Here is a 26,273-nt window from a genome sequence, read left to right on the forward strand (position 1 = left end):
TCATGGCGGGCAGATCAGAGCAGTGTCGCGAGAATGGCATGTTCCGCGTTAAAAGCCGCGATGACATGCATACCGCGCTGCAGCGGCTGCTGCTGCAGCGCGTCGCTGGCGACCGTGGCGCACAGCGTCTCGCCGCTTGCCAGTGTCATCAGCACTTCGCTGACCTGTTCGCCGGGTTCAATGGCAACAATCTGTGCGGCCAGCTGGTTATCCTGCCCGGCTGGCTGGCGCAGCACCTGAATCCACGGGGCTTTGATCAGCAGCAGCACCTCTTTACCGCTGGCCAGCTGCAGACGATCGGCGCTGTGTGCGGTCACGGCCACGTTTACCCGCGTGCTGCCATCCGCCAGTAACACCTCTATGTGCTGCTGCACCTGCTGACAATCGCGCAGCACCACGGTACCAAACAGCTGATTGCGCGCGCTGGTCTGCAGTGAAAAGCGGGCAATGGCGGCCAGCAGGCTGTCCAGCGGCAGGCTGTCATTCTGCAGCACATCAAACGCCTTCTGCTGGATCTGCTCCATCAGCTGAAACAGCTGAATCAGGCGTTCGCCATAGCGCGTCAGCTGCGCACCGCCGCCGCCTTTGCCGCCGGTCGCGCGCGCGACCAGCGTGTGGTCGGCCAGCTGATTCATATCATTGATCGCGTCCCAGGCACTTTTGTAACTGATGCCTGCCAGCTTTGCCCCCTGACTGATGGAGCCGGTTTCCCGGATGCGCTGCAGCAGCACAATGCGGCGGGGGTCGGCAAACAGCTTCTGCTGAAGACGGATGTGAAGAGAGAGTTCGGCCTGCATATCAGCTCCTTGGGTTGACGACACCAGTGTAAGGCCTAAAGTAAAAGCACGAAAAGGGCAGTGCCTTTTTTTAGCCAGCCGTTACAATCCCCTTTTTCTATTTTGCGTGAGGTTTCCATGCTGGAATTATTGAAAAGCCTGGCTGTGGCCATCATCATGGTGCCAATTGTAATGGCCATTATGCTTGGCCTGATTTACGGCTTGGGTGAAGTGTTTAACGTCATCTCTAAATTTGGCCGCCGCGACGATCGTCCTGCCAACAGCTCACACCACTGATCTTCAGACGCCCGCATGCAGCGGGCGTTTTTCATTCAACTTCCTGCTGTTTTTGCCGATATAACACCGATAGCGGCTTTCCTGATTGCGTTGTATTATCAAATATATAACGTAACCAGGAGTGAACTATGCTGAAAAAATATGACTGGCGGGTGGCGACAGTCGCCGTCGCGGTGTCGCTGACCGGCCAGGCCATGGCGGCAGAGAAAGTGACCGTGTTTGCCGCCGCGTCCCTGACCAATGCGCTGCAGGATATCGCCACGCAGTATCAGAAGCAGCACGGCGTTGAGGTGGTCGCCTCTTTTGCGTCCTCATCGGTGCTGGCGCGCCAGATTGATCAGGGTGCACCGGCCGATTTGTTTATCTCTGCCGACCAGCAGTGGATGGACGAGGTGGTGGCAAAACAGAGCGTCATTGCCAGCACGCGTCGGACGCTGCTGGGCAACGATCTGGTGCTGATTGCGCCCAAAAGCGCCGCCGCCCATTCTGTCACCCTCAACGCGCAGACCGACTGGAAAAGTCTGCTGAAAGGTGAACGGCTGGCAACCGGCGATCCGGACCATGTGCCGGCAGGCATCTATGCTAAAGAAGCGCTGCAAAAACTGGGCGCATGGGATACGCTGTCGCCGGTGCTGGCGCCGGCCAGTAACGTACGTGCCGCGCTGGCGCTGGTGGAACGCAACGAAGCGCCGTACGGCATTGTGTACGGCTCGGATGCGGTGGCCAGCCAGCAGGTGCAGGTGGTGGGGCGGTTCCCGGAAGACAGCCACAAGCCGGTGGAATATCCGCTGGCGATCGTGAAAGAACATCAGAACGCAACGGTTGAGGCCTTCTATCGCTATCTGCAGGGGCCGGATGCCGCTGCCGTGTTTAAACAGTATGGATTTACGCCGAAGCGATGATATTAAGCGATCCTGAATGGCAGGCCGTTTTTCTCAGCCTGAAAGTTTCCTGCGTGGCGGTGCTGTGCAGCCTGCCGTTTGGCATCCTGATGGCCTGGGTCCTGGCGCGCTGCCGCTTTCCGGGCAAAACCCTGCTGGATAGCCTGGTCCACCTGCCGCTGGTCCTGCCACCGGTGGTGGTGGGCTATCTGCTGCTTATCGCGCTGGGGCGGCGGGGATTTATCGGCAGCTGGCTGTATGACTGGTTTGGCTTTACCTTCGCCTTCAGCTGGCGCGGCGCGGCGCTGGCGTCGGCGGTGATGGCCTTTCCGCTGATGGTGCGTGCTATTCGCCTTGCGCTGGAAGCGGTTGATACCCGGCTGGAGCAGGCGGCACGTACGCTGGGCGCCGGGCGCTGGCGGGTGTTTTTTACCATCACGCTACCGTTAACGCTGCCGGGCATCATCGCCGGTACGGTGCTGGCCTTTGCCCGCTCGCTGGGTGAGTTTGGTGCCACCATTACCTTTGTCTCTAACATACCGGGCGAGACGCGCACCATCCCTTCTGCGATGTTTACCCTGATTGAAACCCCGGGTGCCGAAGGCATGACGTCGCGCCTGTGCGCGGTGGCGATTGCGCTGGCGCTGCTGTCGCTGCTGGCGTCAGAGCTGCTGGCGCGCTGGGGCCGCCGGCGTACCGGAGGTGCAGCATGCTGACGCTGAATTTCTCCCAGCAGCTGGGTGACCACCAGCTGGAACTGGATGTACAGATTCCCGCCAGCGGCATCACCGCCCTGTTCGGTGTCTCCGGGGCTGGCAAAACCTCGCTGATCAATGCCATTAGTGGTCTGACCCAGCCGCAGCGCGGCCAGATTCAGCTGAATGACCGCCTGCTGTATGACGCCGCCAGCGGCATTAATCTGCCGCCGGAAAAGCGTCGCATTGGCTATGTCTTTCAGGATGCGCGCCTGTTTCCGCATTACCGGGTGCGCGGCAACCTGCAATACGGCATGGCGGCAGCGATGAAACCGCAGTTTGACGCGCTGGTCGCGCTGCTGGGGCTGGAGGCGCTGCTGCAGCGCTATCCGGCTTCGCTCTCCGGCGGGGAAAAACAGCGCGTGGCGATAGGCCGGGCGCTGCTGACCGCGCCGGACATACTGCTGATGGATGAGCCGCTGGCCTCGCTGGATCTGCCGCGCAAGCGTGAGCTGATGCCGTATCTGCAAAAACTGGCGAAGCAGGTGGATATTCCGCTGCTTTACGTTTCGCACAGCCTGGAGGAGATTCTGCAGCTGGCGGAGAACGTGCTGGTGCTGGATAACGGCCGGGTAAAGGCGTTTGGTCCGCTGGAACGGGTATGGAGCAGCACGGCAATGCGTCCGTGGCTACCGGCGGCAGAGCGCACCAGCGTGCTGCGCGTGCAGGTGCTGGAGCAGCACCCGGATTATCCAATGACCGCGCTGTCGCTGGGCGACCAGCATATCTGGGTCAGCCGGGTGCACCAGCCGGTGAAAACCGCGCTGCGTATCCGCATTGCCTCCGCCGATGTCTCGCTGGCGCTGCAGCCGCCGCAGAACACCTCTATCCGCAATATCCTGCCGGCACAGGTGGTGGAACTGCTGGAGCTGGACGATCAGGTGGAGGTCAAGCTGCGCATCGGCATCAGCGAGCTGTGGGCGCGCATCTCACCCTGGGCGCGTGACGAACTGAACATCCGGCCGGATCAGTGGCTGTATGCGCAGATTAAAAGCGTCTCCATTGCCGCCTGAGCGGCCGTCCGGCCCGGGCGGATAGCGCATCCGCACCGGACAGGATCGCCTGCCTGTTACAGCACTTCCTGATAGATAACGGCGGCAATGCCCGGCTCCAGATTGGTGCCGATCACTTTCTTTGCCCGCGCCTTAATGGCGTCATCGGCGTTACCCATCGCCACGCCGAGGCCGACCTGTTCCAGCATGCTGAGATCGTTATAGTTATCGCCAAATGCCAGCACGTCCTGCATGCTCAGGCCCTGGCTGGCGACCCATTGCGCCAGGCGTTTGCCTTTGCTGTTGCCGGCCTGGGCGATGTCCACCTGATCGTGCCACGACCATTCGCAGGCCAGCCCCAGCTCCGCTTCAGTGCGTTCGGCAAACTGCTGCAGCGCACGGGTGTCCGGATGCGACAGGGCAAATTTCCAGATTGCGTGTGCCTCCTGCGCTGCCTGCGCCAGGCTGGGCACCTGCAGGAACACCGGACGCTGGGCTTCCGGCAGCGACTGTGCCCAGTTCAGGGTACGCGTGACGTGGCCGGTGGGTTCCTGATACAGCATGGCGTCATCGACATACAGCAGGCCGTGAATCTTCTCCTGATCGAGCATCTCAATCACGCGGCCCGCCTGGCTTTTCGCCAGCGGGTCAGAAGCCAGCACCTTTTTTGCCTGATAATCATACAAATAGGTGCCATTACAGCAGATTGCGGGTGTATCCAGCTGCAGCGCCTGATAAAAAGGGTGAATGGCGCAGTGATGGCGTCCGGTCACAATCAATACTTTGACGCCGGCCTGTTGCGCGCGCGCAAGGGCTGTAATTGATTCCGGCAGAATGGTTTTATTCGGTGTCAGCAGGGTGCCGTCAAGGTCAAGGGCGATTACGCGGTAGCTCATTACACTGTCCGTCCGGGTATGGGCAAAGCGTTAAGTCTACACCCGGCAGTGGCCCGGAGACAAAAAACAGGGCACGAATCACCCCGGCGCCCCCCGAATAAACACGCTACAGTTAACTCTTTTCATCAGGCAGCGAAAAAGGAAAACGCATGAAACAAGTCGTGTATACCGCCAGTCCCGAGAGCCAGCAGATCCATGCATGGCAGATGCAGGAAGATGGCGCACTGACGTTATTACAGGTTACGGACGTTGCCGGCCAGGTGCAGCCGCTGGTGGTCAGTCCGAAAAAAGACTTTCTCTATGCCGGTGTTCGCCCCAATTACCGCGTGCTGGCGTTCCGCATTGCGGCCGACGGGACGCTGAGCCTCGCCGGTGAAGCGCCGCTGCCGGGCAGCCCGACGCACATCTCAACCGATCGTCAGGGCCACTTCCTGTTCTGCGGCTCTTATAACGATGCCTGCGTCAGCGTCAGCCCCATCGGCAGCGATGGCCTGCCGCAGGCGCCGACACAGGTGATTCACGATCTGGAAGGCTGCCACTCTGCCAACATCGATCTCAGCAACCAGACGCTGTTTGTACCGGCGCTTAAGCAGGATCGCATCTGTCTGTATCAGCTGAACGAGGACGGCACGCTGGCACCGCGCGCGCAGCCGCAGGTGACGACCGTAGAAGGCGCGGGCCCGCGTCACATGGCGTTTCATCCCGGCGGTGCCTGGGCCTACGTGGTCAATGAGCTGAACAGCACCGTGGATGTCTGGGCGCTGAACAACGTCAACGGTCAGACAGAGCGCGTGCAGAGTCTGGATATGATGCCGCCGGGATTCAGCGATACGCGCTGGGCGGCGGACATCCACCTGACGCCGGATGGTCGTTTCCTCTATGCCTGCGATCGTACCAGCAGCACCCTGACCATCTTCAGCGTCAGCGAGGAGGGATCGGTGCTGACCATTGAAGGCCATCAGCCGACCGAGACGCAGCCGCGCGGTTTCAACATTGATAACACCGGACGTTATCTGGTGGCGGCGGGACAGAAATCCCATCACATTGAAGTGTACCGCATTGGCGAGCGCGGCCTGCTGCAGCCGCTGTCGCGATACGCCGTGGGGCAGGGCCCGATGTGGGTTGTCATTCACGCGCTGGACTGACAGCTGCTGTGCCTGCCGTCTGTGAGGGCAGGCACATTGCACGGTGACCGGCGCGCGTCATCGTGCACGCCAGGTCGCCGCAGCGGCCTGTTACATCAGTTGTACTTCACGGTTATCGACGCGCTGGCCAGCGCATGGAAATGCACGTTAAAGCCCACCATGGCCCCGCTGGCCCCTTCATCCACCTCCAGCTTTTCCACGTCCAGCGCATGCACGGTGAAAATATAGCGGTGCGATTCGCCCGGCGGGGGCGCTGCGCCGCCATAGCCGGTCTGACCAAAATCGGTGCGCGTCTGGATGGCGCTTTCCGGCAGCTCAGCCACGCCGGAACCCGCGCCCTGCGGCAGCACGGTCACCTCCGCCGGAATGTTGGCCACCACCCAGTGCCACCAGCCGGAGCCGGTCGGCGCGTCGGGATCGTAGCAGGTCACGACAAAACTTTTGGTACCGGCGGGCACCTCATCCCAGGCCAGATGGGGAGACAGGTTATCGCCCTGATACCCCATGCCGTTAAACACGTGCCGTTCCGGCATTTTATCGCCATCGTCAAAATCCTGGCTGAATATGCGCATGACTTCTCCTTAGTGGTTTGCAGAGCTTTTCATCATGGTGGAAATGCGGCATGACTGCCAGTCAGCTCAGGGCTGAAAATGTTCAGCCACCTCCAGCGCGGCGCGTACCGCCTGCGTCAGCTGGGCCAGTTCGGCGGCAGAAATCAGATAAGGTGGCATCAGGTAGATCAGCCTGCCAAATGGCCGAATCCACACGCCGCGCGCAACAAAGAACTGCTGCAGCGCCGCCATGTTCACCGGCTGGTGCGTTTCAATGACGCCAATTGCCCCCAGCACGCGCGCGTCGGCTACCGCCGGGTGAGCACGCAGCGGCAGCAGATCGCGACGCAGCTGCTGTTCAATTGCTGCAACCTGCTGTGGCCAGTGGCCTTCAGTTATCATGCGCAGGCTTTCGCTGGCGACGGCGCAGGCCAGCGGATTGCCCATAAAGGTCGGGCCATGCATAAAGCATCCCGCCGCGCTGCGGCTGATGGTGTCGGCCACCTCGCGCGTCGTCAGGGTGGCGGAGAGCGTCAGGGTGCCGCCGGTCAGCGCTTTGCCAAGACACAGAATATCCGGCGTGATGCCCGCGTGCTCGCAGGCAAACAGCCGGCCGCTGCGGCCAAAACCGGTGGCAATTTCATCCGCAATCAGCAGCAGTCCGTAACGGTCGCACAGTGCACGTACCGCCTGCAGATAGCGCGGATGATAAAAACGCATGCCGCCCGCGCCCTGCACAATCGGCTCCAGAATCACCGCCGCGATCTCCCGGTGGTGGCGTTCGGCCAGCTGCGCGAAGTCAGCAAAATCAGCGTCGTTCCATGGCTCATCAAAGGCGCACTGCGGGGCAGCCGCAAACAGGTGCTCCGGCAGGTAGCCGCGCCACAGGCTGTGCATGGAGTTCTGCGGATCGCACACTGACATGGCGGCAAAGGTGTCACCGTGATAGCCGCGCTGCAACGTCAGGAATTTCTGGCGCGTTTCGCCGCGGCCCAGCCAGTACTGCAGCGCCATTTTCATTGACACTTCGACGGCGATCGACCCGGAATCGGCGAGGAACACGCACTCCAGCGCCTCCGGTGTCATTTCGACCAGCTGGCGGCACAGGGTAACGGCTGCCGGATGGGTAATGCCGCCAAACATCACGTGCGACATCTGCGCCATCTGCTGCTGTAGCGCCTGGTTCAGGCGCGGATGGTTGTAGCCGTGAATCGCTGCCCACCACGACGACATACCATCCACCAGTTCGCGGCCATCGGCCAGCTGCAGCTGACAGCCGTGCGCCGCCACCACCGGATAACAGGGCAGGGGATCGCGCATGGAGGTGTAGGGATGCCAGATATGCTGGCGGTCAAAGTTGAGGTCATCCGGGGTGAACATGCGTCTTGTAAACCATTTTGAAAAGATTTAGTTTACAAGTATAACCACGTTAATCGTCAGGATGAACCCCCTTTTTCTGGAGTAAGCAATGGCTAACCGCTGGACACTGGCACAAGCCCAGGCCCTGTTTGACAAACCTTTTCTTGAGCTGATGTTTGAAGCGCAGCAGGTACACCGGCAGCATTTCGATCCGCGTCAGGTGCAGGTCAGTACCCTGCTGTCGATCAAAACCGGCGCCTGCCCGGAAGACTGTAAATATTGCCCGCAAAGCGCGCGTTATAAGACCGGGCTGGAATCCGAACGCCTGATGGAGGTGGAAGCGGTGCTGGAATCGGCGCGCAAAGCCAAAGCCGCAGGATCGAGCCGTTTCTGCATGGGCGCCGCGTGGAAAAACCCGCACGAGCGCGATATGCCCTATCTGGAGCAGATGGTGCAGGGCGTAAAAGCGCTGGGCATGGAAACCTGCATGACGCTGGGCACGCTGGACCAGAGCCAGGCACAGCGTCTGGCCAGTGCCGGCCTCGATTTCTACAACCACAATCTGGATACCTCGCCGGAGTTTTACGGCAGCATTATCACTACCCGCACCTATCAGGAGCGTCTGGATACGCTGGATAAAGTGCGCGACGCCGGAATCAAGGTCTGCTCTGGCGGCATCGTCGGACTGGGTGAGACGGTGAACGATCGCGCCGGCCTGCTGGTCCAGCTGGCCAATCTGCCGACGCCACCGGAAAGCGTGCCGATCAATATGCTGGTCAAAGTAAAAGGCACCCCGCTGGCCGATAACGACGACGTTGAGCCGTTTGATTTTATCCGCACCATTGCCGTGGCGCGCATCATGATGCCTTCCTCGCACGTGCGGCTGTCAGCCGGACGCGAGCAGATGAGTGAGCAGACCCAGGCGATGTGTTTCATGGCGGGTGCAAACTCAATTTTTTACGGCTGTAAACTGCTGACCACGCCAAACCCGGAAGAGGATAAAGATCTGATTCTGTTCCGCAAGCTGGGTCTCAATCCGGAACACACCGCCACCACGGCGGGCGATAATGAACAGCAGCAGCAGCTCAACCACCAGCTGATGCAGGCCGACACGACGCAGTTCTACAACGCGGCGGTCTGAATGGGCTGGTCCGAACGCATCACGCAGGCGCTGACGGCGCGACGCGCGGCCGATGGCTGGCGTCAGCGCCGGCGCGTGGAACACAACAGCGTGCGTGAAATCGTCGTCGACGGCCTGAGCTACCGCCACTTTTCCAGCAACGATTATCTGGGGCTGAGCCAGCATCCGGCAGTGATTGCCGGCTGGCAGCAGGGCGCAGCGGCCAGCGGCGCAGGGGCGGGCGCCTCCGGGCATGTGACCGGCTACAGCCGCTATCATGCGCAGCTGGAAGAGCAGCTGGCGGACTGGCTGGGCTATTCGCGCGCGCTGCTGTTTATTTCAGGTTTCGCCGCCAATCAGGCGCTGATCCATCTGCTGGCTGAAAAACCGGACCGGGTGCTGGCGGATAAGCTGGCGCACGCGTCGTTACTGGATGCGGCCAGCCATGCGCCGGCCACGCTGCGCCGCTTTGCGCATAACCAGCCAGCCAGTCTGACCAGGCTGCTGACCACGCCCTGTGCAGGCGCCACGCTGGTGGTTACTGAAGGGGTGTTCAGCATGGATGGCGACAGCGCTCCGCTGGCGGCGCTGGCGGCAGAAACCCGGCGCACCGGCGGCTGGCTGCTGGTGGATGATGCGCACGGCATTGGCATCTGCGGGGCGCAGGGGCGCGGCAGCTGCTGGCAGCAGCAGGTTAAGCCGGAATTACTGGTGGTTACCTTTGGCAAAGGCTTTGGCGTCAGCGGTGCGGCCGTGCTGTGCGATGCGGCCACCGCCGATTATCTTGAGCAGTTTTCCCGCCATCTGATTTACTCCACGGCTATGCCGCCCGCGCAGTGTCACGCGCTGCTGGCTGCGCTGCAGCAGGTACAGCAGGGCGATGCCCGGCGTGAAAAACTGCGCGCTAACATTGCGCGTTTTCGCGCCGGGGCGGCGAACCTGCCGTGGCAGCTGATGCCGTCTGACAGCGCGATTCAGCCGCTGATCGTGGGTGAAAACCACGCGGCCGTGGCGCTGTCACAGCGGCTGGCGCAGGCCGGGCTCTGGGTCAGTGCTATTCGTCCGCCCACCGTGCCGCCTGGCACCGCGCGGCTGCGTATCACGCTGACGGCAGCCCATCATTCCGAAGACATCGACGCGCTGCTGGAGGCGCTGTATGACGCTGCAGATAAATAAACAGGCGGTGGCGCAGGCGTTTGGTCGCGCAGCACCGCACTATGAACAGCATGCGCAGCTGCAGCGCGCCAGCGGTGATGCGCTGCTGGCGCTGGCACCGGCGGCGTTTGGCCCGCATCTGCTGGACGCGGGCTGCGGCACCGGCTGGTACAGCCGCTACTGGCGCGATCGCGGCCGCCAGCTGACGGCGCTGGATCTGTCGCCGGCTATGCTGGCCGCGGCGCGCGCGCAGGAATCGGCCGACGACTATCAGCAGGGCGACATTGATGCGCTGCCGCTGGCCGATGCCAGCGTTGACGGCGTCTGGAGCAACCTTGCGGTGCAGTGGAGCAGCGATCTGCGCACCGCACTGCGCGAGTTTTTACGCGTGACGCGCCCCGGCGGTAGCGTGCTGTTTTCCACGCTGCTGGACGGTTCGCTGCAGGAAGTGCATCAGGCGTGGGCGCAGCAGGATACGCGCCGCCACGCCAACCGCTTTCTCAGCGCCGCGCAGGTGGCGGCCGCGACGGCGGGCATGGCGCTGCGGACGCAGCAGCAGACCATCACGCTGCACTTCCCGAGCGCCCTCAGCGCGATGCAGTCGCTGAAGGGCATCGGCGCCACGCATTTGCATGACGGACGCAGCGGCCATCTGCTGACGCGTCAGCGGCTGGCGCAGCTGGAACAGGCCTGGCCGCGGGATGTACAGGGTTATCGTCTGAGTTATCACCTGATGTATGGAGTACTGAACAAATGACACGCTGGTTTATTACCGGAACCGACACGGAAGTGGGAAAAACAGTGGCCAGCAGCGCACTGCTGCAGGCGGCCGGCGCGGCCGGGCTGCGTACCGCCGGCTATAAGCCGGTCGCGTCCGGCTGCGAAATGACACCTGACGGCATCCGCAACAGCGATGCGCTGGCGCTGCAGCGTTACAGCAGTCTGGAGCTGCGCTATGAGCAGGTGAACCCGCTGGCGTTTATGGAGCCGACCTCTCCGCACATTGTCAGCGCTGAAGAGGGCAGGCCGATCACCTTTGCCGCGCTTTCGGCCGGGCTGCGGGCGCTGGAGCAGCAGGCGGAGTGGGTGCTGGTGGAGGGCGCGGGCGGCTGGTTTACGCCGCTGTCCGGGACGCACACCTATGCCGACTGGGTTGCAGAAGAGCAGCTGCCGGTGATTCTGGTGGTGGGCCTCAGGCTGGGCTGCATCAATCACGCCATGCTGACCGCAGAGGCGGTGAGGGCGCGCGGATTGCGCCTGGCGGGCTGGATCGCCAATACCGTACAGCCGCCCGGGAAGCGTCATGCTGAATACATGGCGACGCTACGCCAGCGTATTGCCGCGCCGCTGCTGGGCGAAATCCCCTATCTGCAGCACGCTGCTGAGTATGAAACCTGCGGGCGTTTTCTGACGCTGCCGGCATAAAACGCAGCGGTGTATCAACAGGGTCGCCTGGCGCGGCGGCCCCGGCTTGCCGCAGCTGTCTGCTTATCTGACGTTGCGAAGGCGGTCAGGTGGCCGTCAGCCACTTGTTCACCGTCACATCATCCAGCTGGGCCACGCGGCCCTGCGCCACGTTTCTTCCACGGTGCAGCAGCAAAAAATAGTCCGCCACGCGCCGGATAAAGGATGCCTGCTGCTCCAGCAGCAGAATGGTCAGGCCGTAATCGCGGTTCAGGCTGCGAATCAGATTGCCCATCTCCTCTTCCAGCCACGGCGACATGCCTTCGGTAGGCTGGTCCAGAATCAGCAGTTTGGGCTGCAGCACCAGCGCACGCGCCAGCGCCAGCTGTTGCTGCTGATCCATTGGCAGATCGCCGCTGCGCTGATGCCGCAGCGAATAGAGCGCCGGGAACAGATCAAACACCATTTCCGGGATGGTGCGGCTGCCATCGTCCTGCGCGGCCAGCAGCGCAATCAGCAGGTTATCCTCCACGCTCATCTGCGAGAAAATATGCCGGCCCTGAGGCACATAGCCAATGCCCATGCGCGCACGCTGCTCAGCGGGCTGCAGCAGCAGATTTTCCGGCGGAAAGCCATCCTCCTGCCAGGTCATGGAACCGCTGTTTACCGGCAGGCGGCCCATAATGCAGTTCACCAGCGTGGTTTTGCCCATGCCCGGGCTGCCCAGCACACCGGTGCAGGTGCCGGGCGGCAGGTCGAGATCCACATCCCACAGAATGTGGTTCTGGCCGTAAAACTGATTCACCGAACGTAAACTCAGCATCTGACATTCTCCTTTCAGCTTGTTTGCCTGAATGCTCCCGCTCTGTGTCGTCTGGCATACAGTCGTGCACGATTATGGGTGGACACGGCTGTGTTGCTGGCCGCAGCCGGACTGGCTTACTGCGTATTACGGTTACTACGCTGCAATTCTCAGGCCAGGTTGGCGATGGCGGGGAAGCTTCCTGCTCTGACTGGCGAAAGGCCCGCAGAATGATGAGGATCACTTAACAATCACTTCAGGTAATAAAGCGGCTGCACTTTGACGGTGCTCACTGCTTAGCGTTTCTGGTGCATTCGGGCGATGATTGGGCAGAGGCTGGATAAATCACTGGCCTTATTGCCGGGCTTCCTGTCACGGATGGCGCATAAGCGTGGTAAAAAGCGGGGTGAAAGCGGCGCAAAGTGAAGGAAAAATAAACGCAAAAAAAAATTTTTCAGCGGGACGGATAAGCGAGGGGAAAATTATACACAGCCGATGGGCGCGGGGCTGGATTCAGTTATCCACCATTCCTGTGGATAACCTTGTGTATTAGCGACTGAAAACCGGGCGCAAGCGAGGAAATACGCGGCCTGCATACATTCTGCTGCGAAACTGGGCTTTGGCGTCATTGCCATTAAAATCAGCGAGTTATTTAAAAGCAACCCTGCGAAATCTCTGGCTTGTCATCTGACTGCAATTTCGTGACGCTCTATTGACAATTGTTAAAACCGTTGCTCATCTGGGGATAACCTTGCGCAACAAACAGTTCGGCTGCGCCGCTTCAGTGCTGCTGAAGCGAACCCCGGTATTTCCCGTCCATCCTGCGCGATATCTGTAAATATATCCAGTATTTTTTTCTGGCAAAATCGCCATAGCAGAGTAGAATTATCAGCCTGCCAGCCGACTTCTTCAGCAGGAACCGCAAAACCATGAGTAAAGTCTTTAAACTCAACTCCGCTTTCAAACCTTCAGGTGACCAGCCTGAGGCGATTCGTCGTCTGGAAGAGGGCCTTGAAGATGGCCTGGCCCACCAGACGCTGCTGGGGGTAACCGGTTCCGGCAAAACCTTTACCGTGGCCAACGTCATTGCCGATCTGAATCGCCCCACGATGGTGCTGGCTCCCAATAAAACGCTGGCGGCGCAGCTCTATGGCGAGATGAAAGAGTTCTTCCCGGAAAACGCGGTGGAATTCTTTGTGTCGTACTATGACTACTATCAGCCAGAAGCCTATGTGCCCAGCTCTGATACCTTTATCGAAAAGGACGCGGCCGTTAACGAACACATCGAACAGATGCGTCTCTCGGCCACCAAAGCGATGCTGGAGCGCCGCGATGTGATTGTGGTGGCCTCGGTGTCGGCGATTTACGGCCTCGGCGATCCCGACCTCTACCTGAAAATGATGCTGCACCTGACGCGCGGCATGATCATCGATCAGCGCAGTATCCTGCGCCGCCTGGCGGAGCTGCAGTACACCCGTAACGATCAGGTATTCCAGCGCGGCACCTTCCGCGTCCGCGGTGAAGTGATTGACATTTTTCCGGCAGAATCGGATGACATCGGCCTGCGCGTCGAGCTGTTTGACGAAGAGGTTGAGCGGCTGTCGCTGTTTGATCCGCTTACCGGTCAGGTGGTGTCAGTGGTGCCGCGCTTTACCATCTACCCGAAAACGCACTATGTGACGCCCCGCGAGCGCATTCTGCAGGCGATGGAAGAGATCAAAGACGAGCTGGCGCTGCGCCGTAAAGTGCTGCTGGAGAATAACAAGCTGCTGGAAGAGCAGCGCATTACCCAGCGTACCCAGTTTGATCTGGAGATGATGAACGAGCTGGGATACTGCTCGGGCATTGAAAACTACTCGCGCTACCTCTCCGGGCGCGGGCCGGGCGAGCCACCACCAACGCTGTTTGATTATCTGCCAGCCGATGGCCTGCTGGTGGTGGACGAATCACACGTTACCATCCCGCAGATTGGCGGCATGTACCGCGGCGACCGCGCGCGTAAAGAGACGCTGGTGGAGTATGGCTTCCGCCTGCCGTCGGCGCTGGATAACCGTCCGCTGCGCTTTGAAGAGTTCGAAGCGCTGGCTCCGCAAACCATCTACGTCTCGGCAACGCCGGGCAACTATGAGCTGGAGAAATCCGGCGGCGAAGTGATTGATCAGGTAGTGCGTCCGACCGGGCTGCTGGATCCGATCCTCGAAGTGCGTCCGGTGGCGACGCAGGTGGACGATCTGCTGTCTGAGATCCGTAAACGCGTGGAGATCAACGAGCGCGTGCTGGTGACAACGCTGACCAAACGCATGGCGGAAGATCTGACCGAATACCTGGAAGAGCACGGCGAAAAGGTGCGCTACCTGCATTCGGACATCGACACCGTTGAGCGGATGGAGATCATCCGCGATCTGCGTCTGGGCGAGTTTGATGTGCTGGTGGGGATCAACCTGCTGCGCGAGGGGCTCGACATGCCAGAGGTGTCGCTGGTGGCCATTCTGGATGCCGATAAAGAGGGCTTCCTGCGTTCCGAACGCTCGCTGATTCAGACCATTGGTCGCGCGGCGCGTAACGTCAACGGCAAAGCGATTCTCTATGCCGATAAAATCACGCCGTCGATGGCACGCGCCATCGAAGAGACCGAGCGCCGCCGTGAGAAACAGGAGCGTTACAACACCGAACACGGCATTGTGCCGCAGGGCCTGAACAAGAAAATCACCGATATTCTTGAGCTGGGTAAAAACGTGGTGAAAACGCGCGGCAAAGGCAAAACCGCTGCGCGCAGCACCGCCGAAGCAGAGGCCAGCTACCTGGCGCTGTCACCGCAGGCGATGCAGAAGAAAATCCACGAGCTGGAAGGGCAGATGCAGCAGCACGCGCAAAACCTGGAGTTCGAGGAAGCGGCGCGGGTGCGCGACCAGCTGCATGAACTGCGCGAGCTGTTTATCGCGGCCTCGTAAATTCGGTGCGCAGCCCGGCCGCGCCGCCGCGTCAGAATGCCTGAATCGCGTGCTCCAGCGCAACGCGCAGCAGCTGGCGGTCATGCCGGTAAGGAATATCGGCGGCCTCCAGCGGTTCGCGCACAATGACCCGGTTATCCACGCCGCGAATATCGGCAGCCGGGCCAACCACGATGGCATCAATCACCCGCTTGCCGATGGCGTTTTCCATAATTGTCAGCTTATCCGCCACCGTCAGACGTGCGGCGGCCGGGCTCAGTTCACGCCCCAGATTGCCGATGAACACCATGGTAGCGGGCGTGCGGCGCAGGGCGCGCGCCATCTCTTCCATCAGCAGAATGGGCATCAGGCTGGTATAGAAACTGCCAGGGCCAATCAGAATCAAATCGGCTTCGGCGACGGCATCCAGCGCTTCACGCGTCGGCGGCACCCTGGGATGAAGCATTAACTCAGCCGGCGCCTGCTTCATCTCATCGATCGCCGTTTCGCCATACACCATGTTGCCTTCCCCATCCAGCGCCACCAGATCCACCGGCTGTTCAGACATCGGGATCAGAAACGCATCCACCTTCAGCAGATTACGAATAATGTTGATCGCCTCCAGTGGCCGGACGCTGAGGTGATCAAGCGCTTTCAGCATCAGGTTGCCGAGGTTATGCCCGGCCAGTTCACCATTGCCGGCAAAGCGGTACTCAAACATGGCGGAAGCCACGCTGGGCTCGGCAATCAGCTGATTAATACAGTTACGCATGTCTCCCCAGGCAATGCCGCCTTCTGAACGCCGGATGCGGCCGGTAGAACCGCCGTTATCGGTGGTGGTGACAATGCCGGTCAGGCGCGAGCCCAGCGGGGCCAGCGCCGACATCACGCGGCCAAGACCGTGACCGCCACCGAGTGCCACCACGCGATCCAAATCTGCCAGGGTACGATTCATGCTGCTCCTTAAGTGCTTATCCTGCCGTTGCGGCGCTTAAGCGGGTAAGTATCACGCTCAGCCGGTCATTTTACCGTATCCGGTAGCGAAAATGCGGTGAAAAAACGTTATGTATCAATATATATAGCGTGAATCGCTGATGGCAGCCTGAGAGATTTCGCGCTACCATCTGTGTTACCGCGTTGTCTTCAATGACAGCAAACTCCCAAGCCTTGCGATCCTAAGTCATATGATATGGATGCCTGGCCGCAGCCACGCGCTGCCAGGGTGCAGAAAGAAATGCCTGCATCTCCCGTACTTTGGAAAGGTGTTCAGGTGCCACAATTTACAGATGCCTATGCGCGCAGCTTCTATTATCTGCGCCTGTCGGTCACGGACGTGTGTAACTTCCGGTGTACCTACTGTCTGCCGGACGGCTACAAGCCGGACGGCATACGCAACAAAAGTTTTCTCTCGCTGGATGAAATTCGCCGCGTAACCCGCGCTTTTGCTGCTGCGGGCACCGAAAAGGTGCGCCTGACCGGTGGCGAACCCTCTATGCGCCGCGATTTCACCGACATCATTGCTGCCGTGCGGGAAAACCCGTCAATCCGCCAGATCGCCGTAACCACCAACGGCTACCGGCTGGCGCGCGACGTGCAGGCGTGGCGCGCTGCCGGCCTCACGCACATCAACGTCAGCGTCGACAGCCTGGATGCGCGCCAGTTTCATGCCATCACCGGCCAGAACAAATTCGCCGACGTGATGGCCGGCATTGATGCGGCGTTTGCCGCCGGGTTTGAAAAAGTCAAAGTCAACAGCGTCCTGATGCGCGACCTCAACAGCCACAGTCTGGAGACCTTTCTGGCGTGGATCCGCACCCGGCCAATTCAGCTGCGCTTTATTGAGCTGATGGAAACCGGTGAGGGCGGCGATCTGTTCCGGCGTCAGCACATTTCCGGTGAAGTGATCCGTGACCAGCTGATCATGCAGGGCTGGCAGCGCCAGCCGCGCGGACGCAGCGACGGCCCGGCCCAGGTGTTCCGCCATCCGGATTATCAGGGCGAGGTCGGGCTGATCATGCCCTATGAAAAAGATTTCTGCGCCAGCTGCAACCGGCTGCGCGTCTCAGCCACCGGCAAGCTGCATTTGTGCCTGTTCGGCGACGGCGGCGTGCCGCTGCGCGATCTGCTGGCTTCGGATGCGCAGCAGGAGGCACTTCAGGCGCGTATTGCCCACAGTCTGGGACAGAAAAAGCAGACGCATTTTCTGCATCAGGGCAACACCGGCATTACCCAGAATCTCTCTTTTATCGGTGGCTGACACAGGAGTTATGGCCATGAGTAAACCGACCGGCGAATTTGTCGCCCTGAATGTGGCAGTGATGACCGTTTCTGACAGCCGCGACGCCAGTAGCGACAGCTCGGGTGACTACCTGCGTGAGGTGCTGGCCGAAGCCGGCCATCAGGTGGTGGATCGCGCGATTGTGGCAGATAACCGCTACCGCATCCGCGCCACGGTTTCGCGCTGGATCGCCAGTGAGGATGTGCAGGTTGTTCTCATCAATGGCGGCACCGGCTTCAACAGCAAAAACAGCACGCCAGAGGCGCTGCTGCCGCTGTTTGACCGCGAAATTGAGGGGTTTGGCGAGCTGTTCCGCATGATCTCCTACGAGGAGATTGGCAGCGCCACGCTGCAGTCCCGCGCACTGGCCGGCCTGGCGAATCAGACGCTGATCTTTGCCGTACCCGGCTCCACCCGGGCCTGCGCCAGCGCCTGGACGCGCATTATTGAAGAACAGCTGGATGCGCGCACGCGTCCCTGTCATTTTGTCTCTCATCTGAAGAAGTTGTAACCATGTCCTCGTTAACGCATATCAATGCCGCCGGTGAAGCCCATATGGTGGATGTCTCCGGCAAAACCGAAACCGTGCGTGAAGCGCGGGCCGAAGCCCTGGTGCTGATGGCCCCGGCCACGCTGCAGATGATCATGGAAGGCCGCCACCATAAAGGTGATGTGTTCGCCACGGCGCGCATTGCCGGGATTCAGGCGGCGAAGCGTACCTGGGAGCTGATCCCGCTGTGCCATCCGCTGATGCTGAGCAAGGTCGAAGTGACGCTGCAGGCAGAACCGGCGCACAGCCGCGTGCGCGTGACCGCGCTCTGTCGTCTGACCGGAAAAACCGGCGTGGAGATGGAAGCGCTGACGGCGGCTTCGGTGGCGGCGCTGACGATTTACGATATGTGCAAAGCGGTGCAGAAAGATATCGTCATCGATCAGCTGCGGCTGCTGAGCAAAAGCGGCGGTAAATCCGGTGATTTCGAGGCGGTGACGCATGATTAACGTACTGTTTTTTGCCCAAGTGCGCGAGCTGACCGGCACGGCCGCCCTGGCGCTGGCCGCAGAGTATGCGGATGTCGCTGCGCTGCGTGCCGCGCTGGCTGCCAGAAGCGACCGCTGGGCGCTGGCGCTGGAGCCGGGCAAACTGCTGGCAGCGGTCAACCAGACGCTGGTGCCACTGAGTCATCCACTGCAGGATGGCGATGAAGTGGCATTTTTCCCGCCGGTGACCGGAGGCTGAGCGTGAACACCCATATTCGCGTGGGCGCGGCGCCCTTTAATGCCGCAGAAGAGTATACCCGCCTGTCTGCCGATGACAGCGACGGTGCCGTAGTGACCTTCACCGGTAAGGTGCGTAACCATAACCTCGGTGACAGCGTGGCCGCGCTGACGCTGGAGCACTATCCGGGCATGACGGAGAAGGCGCTGGCAGAGATTGTCGCGGAAGCGCGTCAGCGCTGGACACTGCAAAACGTGACCGTGATTCACCGCGTTGGCGAGCTGTTTCCCGGTGACGAAATCGTGTTTGTCGGCGTCAGCAGCGCGCACCGCGGCAATGCCTTTGCCGCCACGGAATTCATTATGGATTACCTGAAAACCCGCGCGCCGTTCTGGAAGCGGGAAGCCACCGCGCACGGCGACCGCTGGGTAGACGCGCGCGACAGCGATCGGCAGGCAGCAGCACGCTGGCAGTAAGCCATAAATCCGTCGGGTGCGGATAGCCTCGCCCGGCGGAACGCGGTAAGGTACCGTTTTTGCTGGCTTATCAGGGAACAGGATGAAAACAACCAGAATGCTGAAAGGCGCCGCGCTGCTGACCGCGCTGGTGCTGGCGGGCTGCAGTACCAAAAAAGAGCCACAGGTGCCGGCGCGACAGCCCGCCGATGTCAAAGCACAAATCCAGCAGCTGCTGCCGGCTCATGTGACGCAAAAAGCGGACTGGGCAGAGGATATCTATACCGCTTTCCGCGTGCAGCAGCTTGACCCCAGCGTCAGCAATGTCTGTGCGGTGATTGCCGTGGCCGATCAGGAATCGAACTTTAGCGCCGATGCCAATGTGCCAGGCCTGCCGAAAATCGCCTGGGCGGAAATTGATCGCCGCGCCGCCCGCCTGCACGTTCCGGCTTTCGTGGTCCGCACCGCGCTGATGATTCCGTCACCGACCGGGGAAAGTTATGCGGCCCGTCTTGATAACGTGCGCAGTGAAAAAGCGCTGAGCGCCATCTTTGATGATTTCATTAACATGGTGCCGATGGGACAGAAGCTGTTTGGCAATCTCAATCCGATTCATACCGGCGGCCCGATGCAGGTGAGTATCGCCTTTGCGGAAGCCCATGCAAAAGGCTACCCGTATCCGGTTGACGGTTCGATTCGCCGCGAAGTATTTACCCGGCGCGGGGGGATCTATTTTGGCACGCTGCATCTGCTGGGCTATCCGGCACAGTACAGCCAGCCGCTGTACCGTTTCGCGGACTTTAACGCCGGCTGGTATGCCAGCCGCAACGCGGCATTTCAGGCGGCCGTGGCGCGCGCCAGCGGCATCAGCCTGGCGCTGGATGGCGACCTGATTCGCTATGACAGCGACCAGGCCAGCGCCACCGAGCTGGCGGTGCGTACGCTGGCGAAACAGCTGGATATGAGCAATCGCGAAATCCGCCGCGATCTGGAGAAGGGTGACAGCCTGAGCTTTGGCGACAGCACGCTATGGAAACAGACCTTTCTTCTCGCCGATAAGATGGCGGGAACGCGTCTGCCACGTGAAATGCTGCCAGGCATCAAGCTGGAGAGCCCGAAAATTACCCGCAACCTCACCACGGCGTGGTTTGCCCAGCGGGTTAACAGCCGATATCAGCAGTGCGTGACGCGCCGTTGACGCAACAGAGAGTAAGCTCCACACTTACATCGTTTGTTTCCTACAGAGAGGTGCATCATGGATCGATATCCACGCAATGGTTCAATTGTGCAGCCGGCGTCGACCGGGCTGCAGACATATATGGCGCAGGTCTACGGCTGGATGACCTGCGGATTGCTGCTGACGGCGTTTGTATCTTGGTTTGCTGCACGCACGCCCGCAGTGATGGAGCTGGTTTTTGCTAACCGGATAACCTTTTTCGGCCTGATCATCGCCCAGCTGGCGCTGGTGTTTGTCCTCTCCGGCATGGTACAGCGCATGAGCGGGGCGGTGGCGACCGGGCTGTTTATGCTCTATTCGGCGCTGACCGGCCTGACGCTGGCCAGCATTTTCCTTGTCTACACCTATTCCTCTATTGCCAGCACCTTCTTTGTAACGGCCGGCATGTTTGGTGTGATGAGCTTCTACGGTTACACCACCAAACGCGATCTGAGCCGCATTGGCAGCCTGCTGTTTATGGCGCTGATTGGCATTCTGCTGGCGTCGCTGGTGAATTTCTGGCTGAAAAGCCCGGCGCTGATGTGGGCGATAACCTATATCGGCGTCGTGATTTTTGTCGGATTAACGGCGTATGACACGCAGAAGCTGAAAGCGATGGGCGAGGGCATCAATGTCAGTGATAAAGAGAACCTGCGTCGTTACTCGATTATGGGCGCGCTGACGCTGTACCTCGATTTCATCAACCTGTTCCTGATGCTGCTGCGGATTTTCGGCAACCGCCGCTGATTTTGCGCACTTTACGCAGTAAGTCAGGCGCTGTATGCAGCCTGACAACCCAGGGCGGCCCGCGTGGCCGCCCTGTCGTTTATTGCGCCCCGGATTTCTCCATCTTCTGCTGGTTCTTCTGCCGCAGATGCTTCGCGCGGCTCTCCAGCCACAGATAGAGCACCAGCGCCAGCAACAGCGGCAGGATAAAGTAGAGCACGCGATAGGCCAGCAGCGCGGCGATAATCGCGCCGTGCGACGCATGCTGACCGCTGAGCAGGGCGAGGAACACCGCCTCCAGCACGCCGATACCCGCCGGAATGTGGATAATCACCCCGGCGATACTGCTTATCAGCAGCACACCCAGCACAATCGGATAATCTACCTGACGCGCCAGCAGCAGCCAGATAATGCAGCCCATCACCATCCAGTTGGCGCAGGAGACGGCAAACTGGAACAGCGCCATGCGCAGCGAGGGTAGCTGCAGGTGCTGACCTTTTACCGTCCAGCGCCGCTTTTTCGCAAAGGCACAGGCCCACAGATAGACCGCCACCAGCACCAGCAGGGCAGCGCCAATGACGCGCAGCGTGCCGTCGCCGATAAACCAGCCCGGCGGAATCGGCACCATGCCGCAGACAAACACCACGCCGCCCAGCAGAATATAGCCCAGCCAGTTGGTAGCAATACTCAGGGAGAAGATGCGCGTAATGGTGGCGCTGGGCAGGCCAAGCCGCGAGTAGAGGCGATAGCGCATCGCCACACCGCCGACCCAGGTACTGAGCGTCAGGTTAAAGGCATAGCAGATAAACGACACCAGCATCACCTGACGTTTTGCCAGTTTATGCCCGCAGTAAGCCCGGCCAATCAGATCGTACAGGCCGTAGGTCAGGTAGCTGACCACCACCAGCGCGGCGGCGCCGATCACCACATAGCGGTTGTAGCCGGTAATCACTTTGTACACATCTTCCCAGTTCACCTTGCGCGCGTAGATCACCAGCAGCACGATGACGGCAATAAAAAACAGCCATGTCAGGATTTTTTTCGCTAACTTCCAGCGCGGACTTTTTTTGCTCATCAGGGCTTCGCTCCTTCATTGTCGGCTTCGACCCGATCCTGCGTTTCCATCTCCGGCTGCACTGGCGGGTCCACCTGCGCCAGCTGCGGCGTGTGGGCAGGCAGCCAGCCGGCAATCGCGGGAAAGTGGCGCAAAAAGTGAAATACGATGACGCCTTTGGTCAGCTGCCACCAGTTGCGTGGCGGCAGCTTCGCTTCGTCTACCCGGACGCAATCTTCCGCCAGCAGCTGCTCCAGATTAGTGCGCAGCGTCTGGTTGAAGTGACGATCGTGAATGATCAGGTTAGCTTCCAGGTTAAGCGACAGGCTAAGCGGATCAAGATTGCTGGAGCCCACCGTTGACCAGAACTGATCCTGCACCGCAATTTTGCCGTGCAGCGGACGGCGGATATATTCGTAAACCTCAACGCCGCCATCCACCAGATAGTTATAGAGTAGCTCAGCACCCACCTTCACAATCGGCATATCCGGCTCACCCTGTACAACCAGCCGCACCCGTACGCCGCGCCGTGCGGCATTGCGCATCTCACGCAGCAGCCGGTAGCCAGGGAAGAAATAGGCGTTGGCGATAATCACGTCTTCTTTCGCCTTGCGCAGCATATCGAGATAGTGCTGTTCGATGTCGTCACGGTGCTCGTCGTTGTCGCGAAACACAAAAAGCACCTGCGCGTCACCGGGCATGGCATTGACCGCCATCCGCTGTGAACGGGAGCCCCACCAGCGACGCGTGATCGCCTCACTGCCCATCGCCTGCTGTACGTAACGCGCGATGTCGTGCACCACCGGGCCTTTAACCTCGACGGCGTAATCCTGTTTGGCTTCCGGCCCGTAGTCGATGTTGTGTTCGGCAGAGAAGTTGATGCCGCCGACAAACGCGATCTCTTCGTCTATCACGATGATTTTTCGGTGCAGACGGCGAAACACATTGGTGCGCATGCCCATCACCAGCGGGCGCGGGTCGTAGTAAATAAAGCGCACGCCCGCTTCGGTCAGGCTGTTTACGAAGCGGTCCGAGAGATCCGGCGAACCATAACCATCAACCATTACCTCCACCCGGACGCCGCGCTGCGCGGCCGCCAGCAGGTCGCGATGCAGGGCATTGCCCACCTCATCTTCGAACAGAATAAACGTCTCCAGCTGCAGGGTGCGCTGTGCACGCTGCATGGCCCCTGAGACGCGCGGGAAAAATTCATTGCCGTTTTCCAGCAGTCGCAGCTGGTTGCCCTCGCGCCAGTCAAAATTCATAGGAAAATCTCCACCGCCAGTGGCGCATGATCGGACAAGTGAGACCAGGGTTTGACCGGCAGCGCCCACGGCTGGCTCACCGAGGCGTTGCGGATATAGATGCGATCAAGCCGCAGCAGCGGAAAGCGCGCCGGGAAAGTCCGCGCCGGACGACCATGTTTGACGCTGAAGACTTCCTGCAAGCCGGCACCGCGCTGCAGAAAGCGGTTGGCGTGTACCTGCCAGTCATTAAAATCGCCTGCCACTACCAGCGGCGCATCGGCCGGCAGCGCGTTAATCATGTCACACATCATCTTCATCTGCGCCTTGCGGTGCTGCGCTTTCAGCCCCAGATGAACGCAGATAACATGCAGCGGCTGAGGCCGATCCGGCAGGCTGATTTTGCAGTGCAACATGCCGCGCTTTTCGCTTCCGGCAACAGAAATATCGAGATTTTCATATTCAACAATCGGAAAGCGTGACAATATCGCGTTCCCGTGATGGCCCTCCGGATAGACTGCGTTGCGGCCATAGGCGAAGTCATGCCACATGGTGTCGGCCAGATACTCGTAATGCGAGCGTTCCGGCCAGTTTTCGATGTTCAGCGAATGGATAGCGTGCGTACCCATAACCTCCTGGAGAAAGACAATATCTGCAGAGGTCGCGCGGACAGCGTCGCGCAGTTCCGGCAGGATAAAGCGGCGATTAAAGCTGGTGAACCCTTTGTGCGTATTGATCGTCAGGACTTTAAATGAAAATCCTTGCGTATTTTGTGGCATACTGCGACGCGCTCCTTTTCATCATCAACAAAACAAAGTGTAGTCTTTGTCACAAACGGATGGTGTCAGGGGCAGAAAATTAGGGCGTTATCCGAAATTTGCTTTACATTGAGGAAATCCGTCTGGCCGCAGCCAGATACACTTGGGCGACCTGTTGGGTCTGCCAGGAGAAGAGAATGAAATGGTCTAATCGTGTTCAGATTGTTACCGGTCAAACCTGCCTGCACATTGCCACGCACCTGCTGGTGATCGCGGCGCTGGTCTGGGGCTGGAAACATAGGGCGCTGGTAGAAGTGAGCAGTACCCTGGTGGCAGCGTATGCGCTGGTGTTTATCACCATGCTGGCCCTTCAGCGTAGTGCCCGTTTGCGCCGCTTTGGTGACTCTCTGGAAGAAGTGACAACCACCTATTACTTTGGCGCCGCCATGCTGACGCTGTTTTTGCTGTCCCGCTACTTCCACAACACGCTGCTGATTGGCTGCCTGGGTGTGGTCATGCTGGTGGGGCCGGCGCTGGTGTCGCTGCTGGCGAAAGAGCCACCGCAGCGCGTGGAGAAAAAGCGCAGCTGAGTCCGCCGCGCAATCCACACAAAGGAGCCCTGGCGGCTCCTTTTTTGTTATCCGTCCACCGCGCCCGCGGGCGTCACGCCACGGTGCGCCGGCAGATGTATCGCAATGTGCTTTGCCGGTCGCGGTCGCGGTGGAAACCTGCTACACTCGCGCCCTTACGCATGGTAGTTTGTGCCCTTTTCACACGCAGGCCGCATGGCTGCGTCATATCCCCCCTGAAAACTACATCGCGCAGCGCGATCAGGGCGGTTCGGAGTAATACACCTGCATGTCTTTTGACTCTCTCGGCTTGAATGCCGATATTTTGCGTGCGGTAGCAGAACAGGGCTATCGTGAACCGACGCCAATCCAGCGTCAGGCCATTCCCGTGGTGCTGGCTGGCCGTGACCTGCTGGCGAGCGCCCAGACCGGTACCGGTAAAACCGCCGGCTTTACGCTGCCGCTGCTGCAGCGCCTCACTGAAAAAGCCGCACCGGCGCGCGGCCGCCGTCCGGTGCGTGCGCTGATCCTCACCCCGACCCGCGAACTGGCGGCACAGGTGGGCGAAAACGTGCGCGACTACAGCCAGTACCTTAACCTGCGTTCGCTGGTGGTATTTGGCGGTGTCAGCATTAACCCGCAAATGATGAAACTGCGCGGCGGCGTGGACGTGCTGGTGGCAACGCCAGGCCGTCTGCTCGATCTGGCGCACCAGAACGCGGTCGATCTGTCACAGGTTGAAATCCTTGTGCTGGATGAAGCCGATCGCATGCTGGATATGGGCTTTATCCACGATATCCGTCGCGTGCTGGCGAAACTGCCTGCCCGTCGTCAGAACCTGCTGTTCTCGGCCACCTTCTCGGATGAGATCAAAGCGCTGGCGGAAAAACTGCTCAACAACCCGGAGCAGGTTGAAGTGGCGCGCCGCAACACCGCCTCTGAGCAGGTGTCGCAGCAGGTCCATTTCGTGGATAAAAAGCGCAAGCGCGAGCTGCTGTCGCTGATGATTGGTCGCGATAACTGGCAGCAGGTGCTGGTGTTCACCCGCACCAAACACGGCGCGAACCATCTGGCGGAGCAGCTGAATAAAGATGGCATCACCGCCGCCGCCATCCATGGCAACAAGAGTCAGGGTGCGCGTACCCGTGCGCTGGCTGATTTCAAATCCGGCAGCATTCGCGTGCTGGTTGCCACCGATATCGCCGCGCGCGGCCTGGATATTGAAGAGCTGCCGCACGTGGTTAACTATGAGCTGCCAAACGTGGCGGAAGATTACGTGCACCGCATCGGCCGTACCGGTCGTGCCGCGGCCACCGGTGCGGCGCTGTCGCTGGTGTGTGTCGACGAGCATAAACTGCTGCGCGACATTGAGCGCCTGCTGAAGCGTGAAATTCCCCGTATTGCCCTGCCGGGCTTTGAGCCGGATCCGAGCATCAAAGCGGAACCGATTCAGAACGGTCGTCAGCAGCAGCCACGCGGCCGCGGTCAGGGCCAGGGGCAGGGACGCGGTCAGGGCGGCGGCAATGCTCGTCCGCAGGCGGGCAATGGTCAGCGTCCGCAGGGCGGACAGAGCGCCCGTCCGCAGAGTGACGCGCGTCCGGCTCGTCGTCAGGACACCGCCGGCGGCCAGAACCGCGGTGCGGCGAACAGCGGTCGTCGTCGTCCGGCGGCGAAGAACAGCGGGAACGTCTGAG

28 protein-coding genes and 1 riboswitch are annotated in these 26,273 nt (G+C 60.3%); of the genes, 19 read left to right on the forward strand and 9 right to left on the reverse strand.

Features of this window, described 5'->3' with window-relative positions; genetic code table 11:
• Positions 1-14: 14 nt before the first annotated feature.
• Complete coding sequence (gene modE, locus D8B20_RS05485) at positions 15-797, reverse strand: molybdenum-dependent transcriptional regulator (protein ID WP_145887855.1); 783 nt, start codon at positions 795-797, stop codon at positions 15-17.
• Positions 798-914: 117 nt separating this feature from the next.
• Between modE and D8B20_RS05490 the strand changes: the two genes are divergently transcribed.
• From D8B20_RS05490 to modC, 4 genes are all read left to right on the forward strand, one after another.
• Entirely contained in the window at positions 915-1,073 is a 159-nt protein-coding gene (locus D8B20_RS05490) for an AcrZ family multidrug efflux pump-associated protein (protein ID WP_021508511.1), read from the forward strand.
• A gap of 128 nt (positions 1,074-1,201) precedes the next feature.
• Positions 1,202-1,975: a molybdate ABC transporter substrate-binding protein gene (gene modA / locus D8B20_RS05495; RefSeq protein WP_145887856.1), complete on the forward strand. Its 774-nt coding sequence runs from the start codon at positions 1,202-1,204 to the stop codon at positions 1,973-1,975.
• On the forward strand, positions 1,972-2,670 hold the full coding sequence (modB, locus tag D8B20_RS05500; protein WP_145887858.1) for a molybdate ABC transporter permease subunit: 699 nt from the start codon (positions 1,972-1,974) through the stop codon (positions 2,668-2,670). The genes modA and modB overlap by 4 nt, the downstream gene beginning before the upstream one ends.
• Entirely contained in the window at positions 2,664-3,722 is a 1,059-nt protein-coding gene (gene modC, locus D8B20_RS05505; protein ID WP_145887859.1) for a molybdenum ABC transporter ATP-binding protein ModC, read from the forward strand. The genes modB and modC overlap by 7 nt, the downstream gene beginning before the upstream one ends.
• A 56-nt stretch (positions 3,723-3,778) precedes the next feature.
• On the opposite strand, the gene D8B20_RS05510 is transcribed toward modC, so the two are convergent.
• Positions 3,779-4,597, reverse strand: a complete 819-nt coding sequence (locus tag D8B20_RS05510) for a pyridoxal phosphatase (RefSeq protein ID WP_145887861.1) — start codon at positions 4,595-4,597, stop codon at positions 3,779-3,781.
• Positions 4,598-4,746: 149 nt separating this feature from the next.
• Between D8B20_RS05510 and pgl the strand changes: the two genes are divergently transcribed.
• Positions 4,747-5,742, forward strand: coding sequence for a 6-phosphogluconolactonase (gene pgl / locus D8B20_RS05515; RefSeq protein ID WP_145887863.1), 996 nt, complete (start codon positions 4,747-4,749; stop codon positions 5,740-5,742).
• A 95-nt stretch (positions 5,743-5,837) separates the two neighbouring features.
• Here the strand turns inward: pgl and D8B20_RS05520 are convergent, their stop codons facing one another.
• Positions 5,838-6,314 carry a kinase inhibitor gene (locus D8B20_RS05520; protein WP_145887865.1) on the reverse strand — a complete coding sequence of 159 codons (477 nt, stop codon included), beginning with the start codon at positions 6,312-6,314 and terminating at the stop codon, positions 5,838-5,840.
• Positions 6,315-6,380: 66 nt separating this feature from the next.
• Positions 6,381-7,673, reverse strand: coding sequence for an adenosylmethionine--8-amino-7-oxononanoate transaminase (bioA, locus tag D8B20_RS05525; protein WP_145887867.1), 1,293 nt, complete (start codon positions 7,671-7,673; stop codon positions 6,381-6,383).
• Positions 7,674-7,761: 88 nt separating this feature from the next.
• Between bioA and bioB the strand changes: the two genes are divergently transcribed.
• Genes bioB through bioD form a run of 4 tightly spaced genes read left to right on the forward strand, consistent with a single transcriptional unit; the run spans position 7,762 to position 11,352 of the window.
• Complete coding sequence (gene bioB / locus D8B20_RS05530; RefSeq protein WP_145887869.1) at positions 7,762-8,793, forward strand: biotin synthase BioB; 1,032 nt, start codon at positions 7,762-7,764, stop codon at positions 8,791-8,793.
• Positions 8,794-9,948: an 8-amino-7-oxononanoate synthase gene (gene bioF, locus D8B20_RS05535; protein ID WP_145887871.1), complete on the forward strand. Its 1,155-nt coding sequence runs from the start codon at positions 8,794-8,796 to the stop codon at positions 9,946-9,948.
• The gene (gene bioC, locus D8B20_RS05540) at positions 9,929-10,684 is read left to right on the forward strand and encodes a malonyl-ACP O-methyltransferase BioC (protein ID WP_145887873.1); all 756 of its coding nucleotides are present in this window, start codon (positions 9,929-9,931) and stop codon (positions 10,682-10,684) included. The genes bioF and bioC overlap by 20 nt, the downstream gene beginning before the upstream one ends.
• Positions 10,681-11,352 carry a dethiobiotin synthase gene (bioD, locus tag D8B20_RS05545; RefSeq protein WP_145887875.1) on the forward strand — a complete coding sequence of 224 codons (672 nt, stop codon included), beginning with the start codon at positions 10,681-10,683 and terminating at the stop codon, positions 11,350-11,352. The genes bioC and bioD overlap by 4 nt, the downstream gene beginning before the upstream one ends.
• Positions 11,353-11,437: 85 nt before the next feature.
• Here bioD and D8B20_RS05550 read toward each other — a convergent pair whose 3' ends face one another.
• Positions 11,438-12,154 (reverse strand): ABC transporter ATP-binding protein, encoded by a 717-nt coding sequence (locus D8B20_RS05550; protein WP_145887877.1) that lies wholly within the window; start codon positions 12,152-12,154, stop codon positions 11,438-11,440.
• A 908-nt stretch (positions 12,155-13,062) separates the two neighbouring features.
• Between D8B20_RS05550 and uvrB the strand changes: the two genes are divergently transcribed.
• Positions 13,063-15,084: an excinuclease ABC subunit UvrB gene (uvrB, locus tag D8B20_RS05555; protein WP_145887879.1), complete on the forward strand. Its 2,022-nt coding sequence runs from the start codon at positions 13,063-13,065 to the stop codon at positions 15,082-15,084.
• Positions 15,085-15,115: 31 nt separating this feature from the next.
• Here the strand turns inward: uvrB and D8B20_RS05560 are convergent, their stop codons facing one another.
• Entirely contained in the window at positions 15,116-16,018 is a 903-nt protein-coding gene (locus D8B20_RS05560) for a gluconeogenesis factor YvcK family protein (protein WP_145887881.1), read from the reverse strand.
• 190 nt (positions 16,019-16,208) lie between these two features.
• Positions 16,209-16,345, forward strand: a riboswitch (molybdenum cofactor riboswitch).
• On the opposite strand from D8B20_RS05560, the gene moaA reads away from it, so the two are divergent.
• The 7 genes from moaA to D8B20_RS05595 all read left to right on the forward strand — a co-directional run bounded on the left by moaA (position 16,334) and on the right by D8B20_RS05595 (position 20,975).
• Complete coding sequence (moaA, locus tag D8B20_RS05565; protein WP_145887883.1) at positions 16,334-17,320, forward strand: GTP 3',8-cyclase MoaA; 987 nt, start codon at positions 16,334-16,336, stop codon at positions 17,318-17,320. (Overlaps the previous riboswitch by 12 nt.)
• 16 nt (positions 17,321-17,336) lie before the next feature.
• Complete coding sequence (gene moaB, locus D8B20_RS05570) at positions 17,337-17,852, forward strand: molybdenum cofactor biosynthesis protein B (RefSeq protein WP_145887885.1); 516 nt, start codon at positions 17,337-17,339, stop codon at positions 17,850-17,852.
• A gap of 2 nt (positions 17,853-17,854) precedes the next feature.
• Positions 17,855-18,340: a cyclic pyranopterin monophosphate synthase MoaC gene (gene moaC, locus D8B20_RS05575; RefSeq protein ID WP_145887887.1), complete on the forward strand. Its 486-nt coding sequence runs from the start codon at positions 17,855-17,857 to the stop codon at positions 18,338-18,340.
• Complete coding sequence (moaD, locus tag D8B20_RS05580; RefSeq protein ID WP_145887889.1) at positions 18,333-18,578, forward strand: molybdopterin synthase sulfur carrier subunit; 246 nt, start codon at positions 18,333-18,335, stop codon at positions 18,576-18,578. Before moaC ends, moaD begins: the two co-directional genes overlap by 8 nt.
• Before the next feature lie 2 nt (positions 18,579-18,580).
• Complete coding sequence (gene moaE / locus D8B20_RS05585) at positions 18,581-19,033, forward strand: molybdopterin synthase catalytic subunit MoaE (protein WP_145887891.1); 453 nt, start codon at positions 18,581-18,583, stop codon at positions 19,031-19,033.
• 82 nt (positions 19,034-19,115) lie between these two features.
• Complete coding sequence (locus tag D8B20_RS05590; RefSeq protein WP_145887893.1) at positions 19,116-20,210, forward strand: DUF1615 domain-containing protein; 1,095 nt, start codon at positions 19,116-19,118, stop codon at positions 20,208-20,210.
• 57 nt (positions 20,211-20,267) lie between these two features.
• A complete protein-coding gene (locus D8B20_RS05595; protein WP_145887895.1) occupies positions 20,268-20,975 on the forward strand; it encodes a Bax inhibitor-1/YccA family protein in 708 nt (235 codons plus the stop codon).
• 79 nt (positions 20,976-21,054) lie between these two features.
• Here D8B20_RS05595 and D8B20_RS05600 read toward each other — a convergent pair whose 3' ends face one another.
• From D8B20_RS05600 to D8B20_RS05610, 3 genes are read right to left on the reverse strand one after another with little or no spacing between them, the layout of a single operon-like run.
• Positions 21,055-22,029: a lysylphosphatidylglycerol synthase domain-containing protein gene (locus tag D8B20_RS05600; protein ID WP_145887897.1), complete on the reverse strand. Its 975-nt coding sequence runs from the start codon at positions 22,027-22,029 to the stop codon at positions 21,055-21,057.
• A complete protein-coding gene (gene clsB / locus D8B20_RS05605) occupies positions 22,029-23,273 on the reverse strand; it encodes a cardiolipin synthase ClsB (RefSeq protein ID WP_145887899.1) in 1,245 nt (414 codons plus the stop codon). Before clsB ends, D8B20_RS05600 begins: the two co-directional genes overlap by 1 nt.
• Entirely contained in the window at positions 23,270-24,031 is a 762-nt protein-coding gene (locus D8B20_RS05610; RefSeq protein WP_145887901.1) for an endonuclease/exonuclease/phosphatase family protein, read from the reverse strand. The genes clsB and D8B20_RS05610 overlap by 4 nt, the downstream gene beginning before the upstream one ends.
• 176 nt (positions 24,032-24,207) lie before the next feature.
• Here D8B20_RS05610 and D8B20_RS05615 point away from each other — a divergent pair, with 176 nt between their 5' ends.
• Together D8B20_RS05615 and rhlE are read left to right on the forward strand one after the other, a co-directional pair.
• Positions 24,208-24,600 carry a YbhQ family protein gene (locus tag D8B20_RS05615; RefSeq protein ID WP_145887902.1) on the forward strand — a complete coding sequence of 131 codons (393 nt, stop codon included), beginning with the start codon at positions 24,208-24,210 and terminating at the stop codon, positions 24,598-24,600.
• 268 nt (positions 24,601-24,868) lie between these two features.
• Entirely contained in the window at positions 24,869-26,272 is a 1,404-nt protein-coding gene (gene rhlE / locus D8B20_RS05620; protein ID WP_145887904.1) for an ATP-dependent RNA helicase RhlE, read from the forward strand.
• Position 26,273 lies beyond the last annotated feature (1 nt).

Source organism: Candidatus Pantoea soli, assembly GCF_007833795.1.
Lineage (GTDB): Bacteria > Pseudomonadota > Gammaproteobacteria > Enterobacterales > Enterobacteriaceae > Pantoea > Pantoea soli.

Excerpts from the sequence above, each read along its gene's own strand:
- modE (WP_145887855.1), bottom strand. The coding sequence starts at position 797 with ATGCAGGCCGAACTCTCTCTTCACATCCGTCTTCAGCAGAAGCTGTTT.
- D8B20_RS05490 (WP_021508511.1), top strand. The coding sequence starts at position 915 with ATGCTGGAATTATTGAAAAGCCTGGCTGTGGCCATCATCATGGTGCCA.
- modA (WP_145887856.1), top strand. The coding sequence starts at position 1,202 with ATGCTGAAAAAATATGACTGGCGGGTGGCGACAGTCGCCGTCGCGGTG.
- modB (WP_145887858.1), top strand. The coding sequence starts at position 1,972 with ATGATATTAAGCGATCCTGAATGGCAGGCCGTTTTTCTCAGCCTGAAA.
- modC (WP_145887859.1), top strand. The coding sequence starts at position 2,664 with ATGCTGACGCTGAATTTCTCCCAGCAGCTGGGTGACCACCAGCTGGAA.
- D8B20_RS05510 (WP_145887861.1), bottom strand. The coding sequence starts at position 4,597 with ATGAGCTACCGCGTAATCGCCCTTGACCTTGACGGCACCCTGCTGACA.
- pgl (WP_145887863.1), top strand. The coding sequence starts at position 4,747 with ATGAAACAAGTCGTGTATACCGCCAGTCCCGAGAGCCAGCAGATCCAT.
- D8B20_RS05520 (WP_145887865.1), bottom strand. The coding sequence starts at position 6,314 with ATGCGCATATTCAGCCAGGATTTTGACGATGGCGATAAAATGCCGGAA.
- bioA (WP_145887867.1), bottom strand. The coding sequence starts at position 7,673 with ATGTTCACCCCGGATGACCTCAACTTTGACCGCCAGCATATCTGGCAT.
- bioB (WP_145887869.1), top strand. The coding sequence starts at position 7,762 with ATGGCTAACCGCTGGACACTGGCACAAGCCCAGGCCCTGTTTGACAAA.
- bioF (WP_145887871.1), top strand. The coding sequence starts at position 8,794 with ATGGGCTGGTCCGAACGCATCACGCAGGCGCTGACGGCGCGACGCGCG.
- bioC (WP_145887873.1), top strand. The coding sequence starts at position 9,929 with ATGACGCTGCAGATAAATAAACAGGCGGTGGCGCAGGCGTTTGGTCGC.
- bioD (WP_145887875.1), top strand. The coding sequence starts at position 10,681 with ATGACACGCTGGTTTATTACCGGAACCGACACGGAAGTGGGAAAAACA.
- D8B20_RS05550 (WP_145887877.1), bottom strand. The coding sequence starts at position 12,154 with ATGCTGAGTTTACGTTCGGTGAATCAGTTTTACGGCCAGAACCACATT.
- uvrB (WP_145887879.1), top strand. The coding sequence starts at position 13,063 with ATGAGTAAAGTCTTTAAACTCAACTCCGCTTTCAAACCTTCAGGTGAC.
- D8B20_RS05560 (WP_145887881.1), bottom strand. The coding sequence starts at position 16,018 with ATGAATCGTACCCTGGCAGATTTGGATCGCGTGGTGGCACTCGGTGGC.
- moaB (WP_145887885.1), top strand. The coding sequence starts at position 17,337 with ATGAGTAAACCGACCGGCGAATTTGTCGCCCTGAATGTGGCAGTGATG.
- moaC (WP_145887887.1), top strand. The coding sequence starts at position 17,855 with ATGTCCTCGTTAACGCATATCAATGCCGCCGGTGAAGCCCATATGGTG.
- moaD (WP_145887889.1), top strand. The coding sequence starts at position 18,333 with ATGATTAACGTACTGTTTTTTGCCCAAGTGCGCGAGCTGACCGGCACG.
- D8B20_RS05590 (WP_145887893.1), top strand. The coding sequence starts at position 19,116 with ATGAAAACAACCAGAATGCTGAAAGGCGCCGCGCTGCTGACCGCGCTG.
- D8B20_RS05595 (WP_145887895.1), top strand. The coding sequence starts at position 20,268 with ATGGATCGATATCCACGCAATGGTTCAATTGTGCAGCCGGCGTCGACC.
- D8B20_RS05600 (WP_145887897.1), bottom strand. The coding sequence starts at position 22,029 with ATGAGCAAAAAAAGTCCGCGCTGGAAGTTAGCGAAAAAAATCCTGACA.
- clsB (WP_145887899.1), bottom strand. The coding sequence starts at position 23,273 with ATGAATTTTGACTGGCGCGAGGGCAACCAGCTGCGACTGCTGGAAAAC.
- D8B20_RS05610 (WP_145887901.1), bottom strand. The coding sequence starts at position 24,031 with ATGCCACAAAATACGCAAGGATTTTCATTTAAAGTCCTGACGATCAAT.
- D8B20_RS05615 (WP_145887902.1), top strand. The coding sequence starts at position 24,208 with ATGAAATGGTCTAATCGTGTTCAGATTGTTACCGGTCAAACCTGCCTG.
- rhlE (WP_145887904.1), top strand. The coding sequence starts at position 24,869 with ATGTCTTTTGACTCTCTCGGCTTGAATGCCGATATTTTGCGTGCGGTA.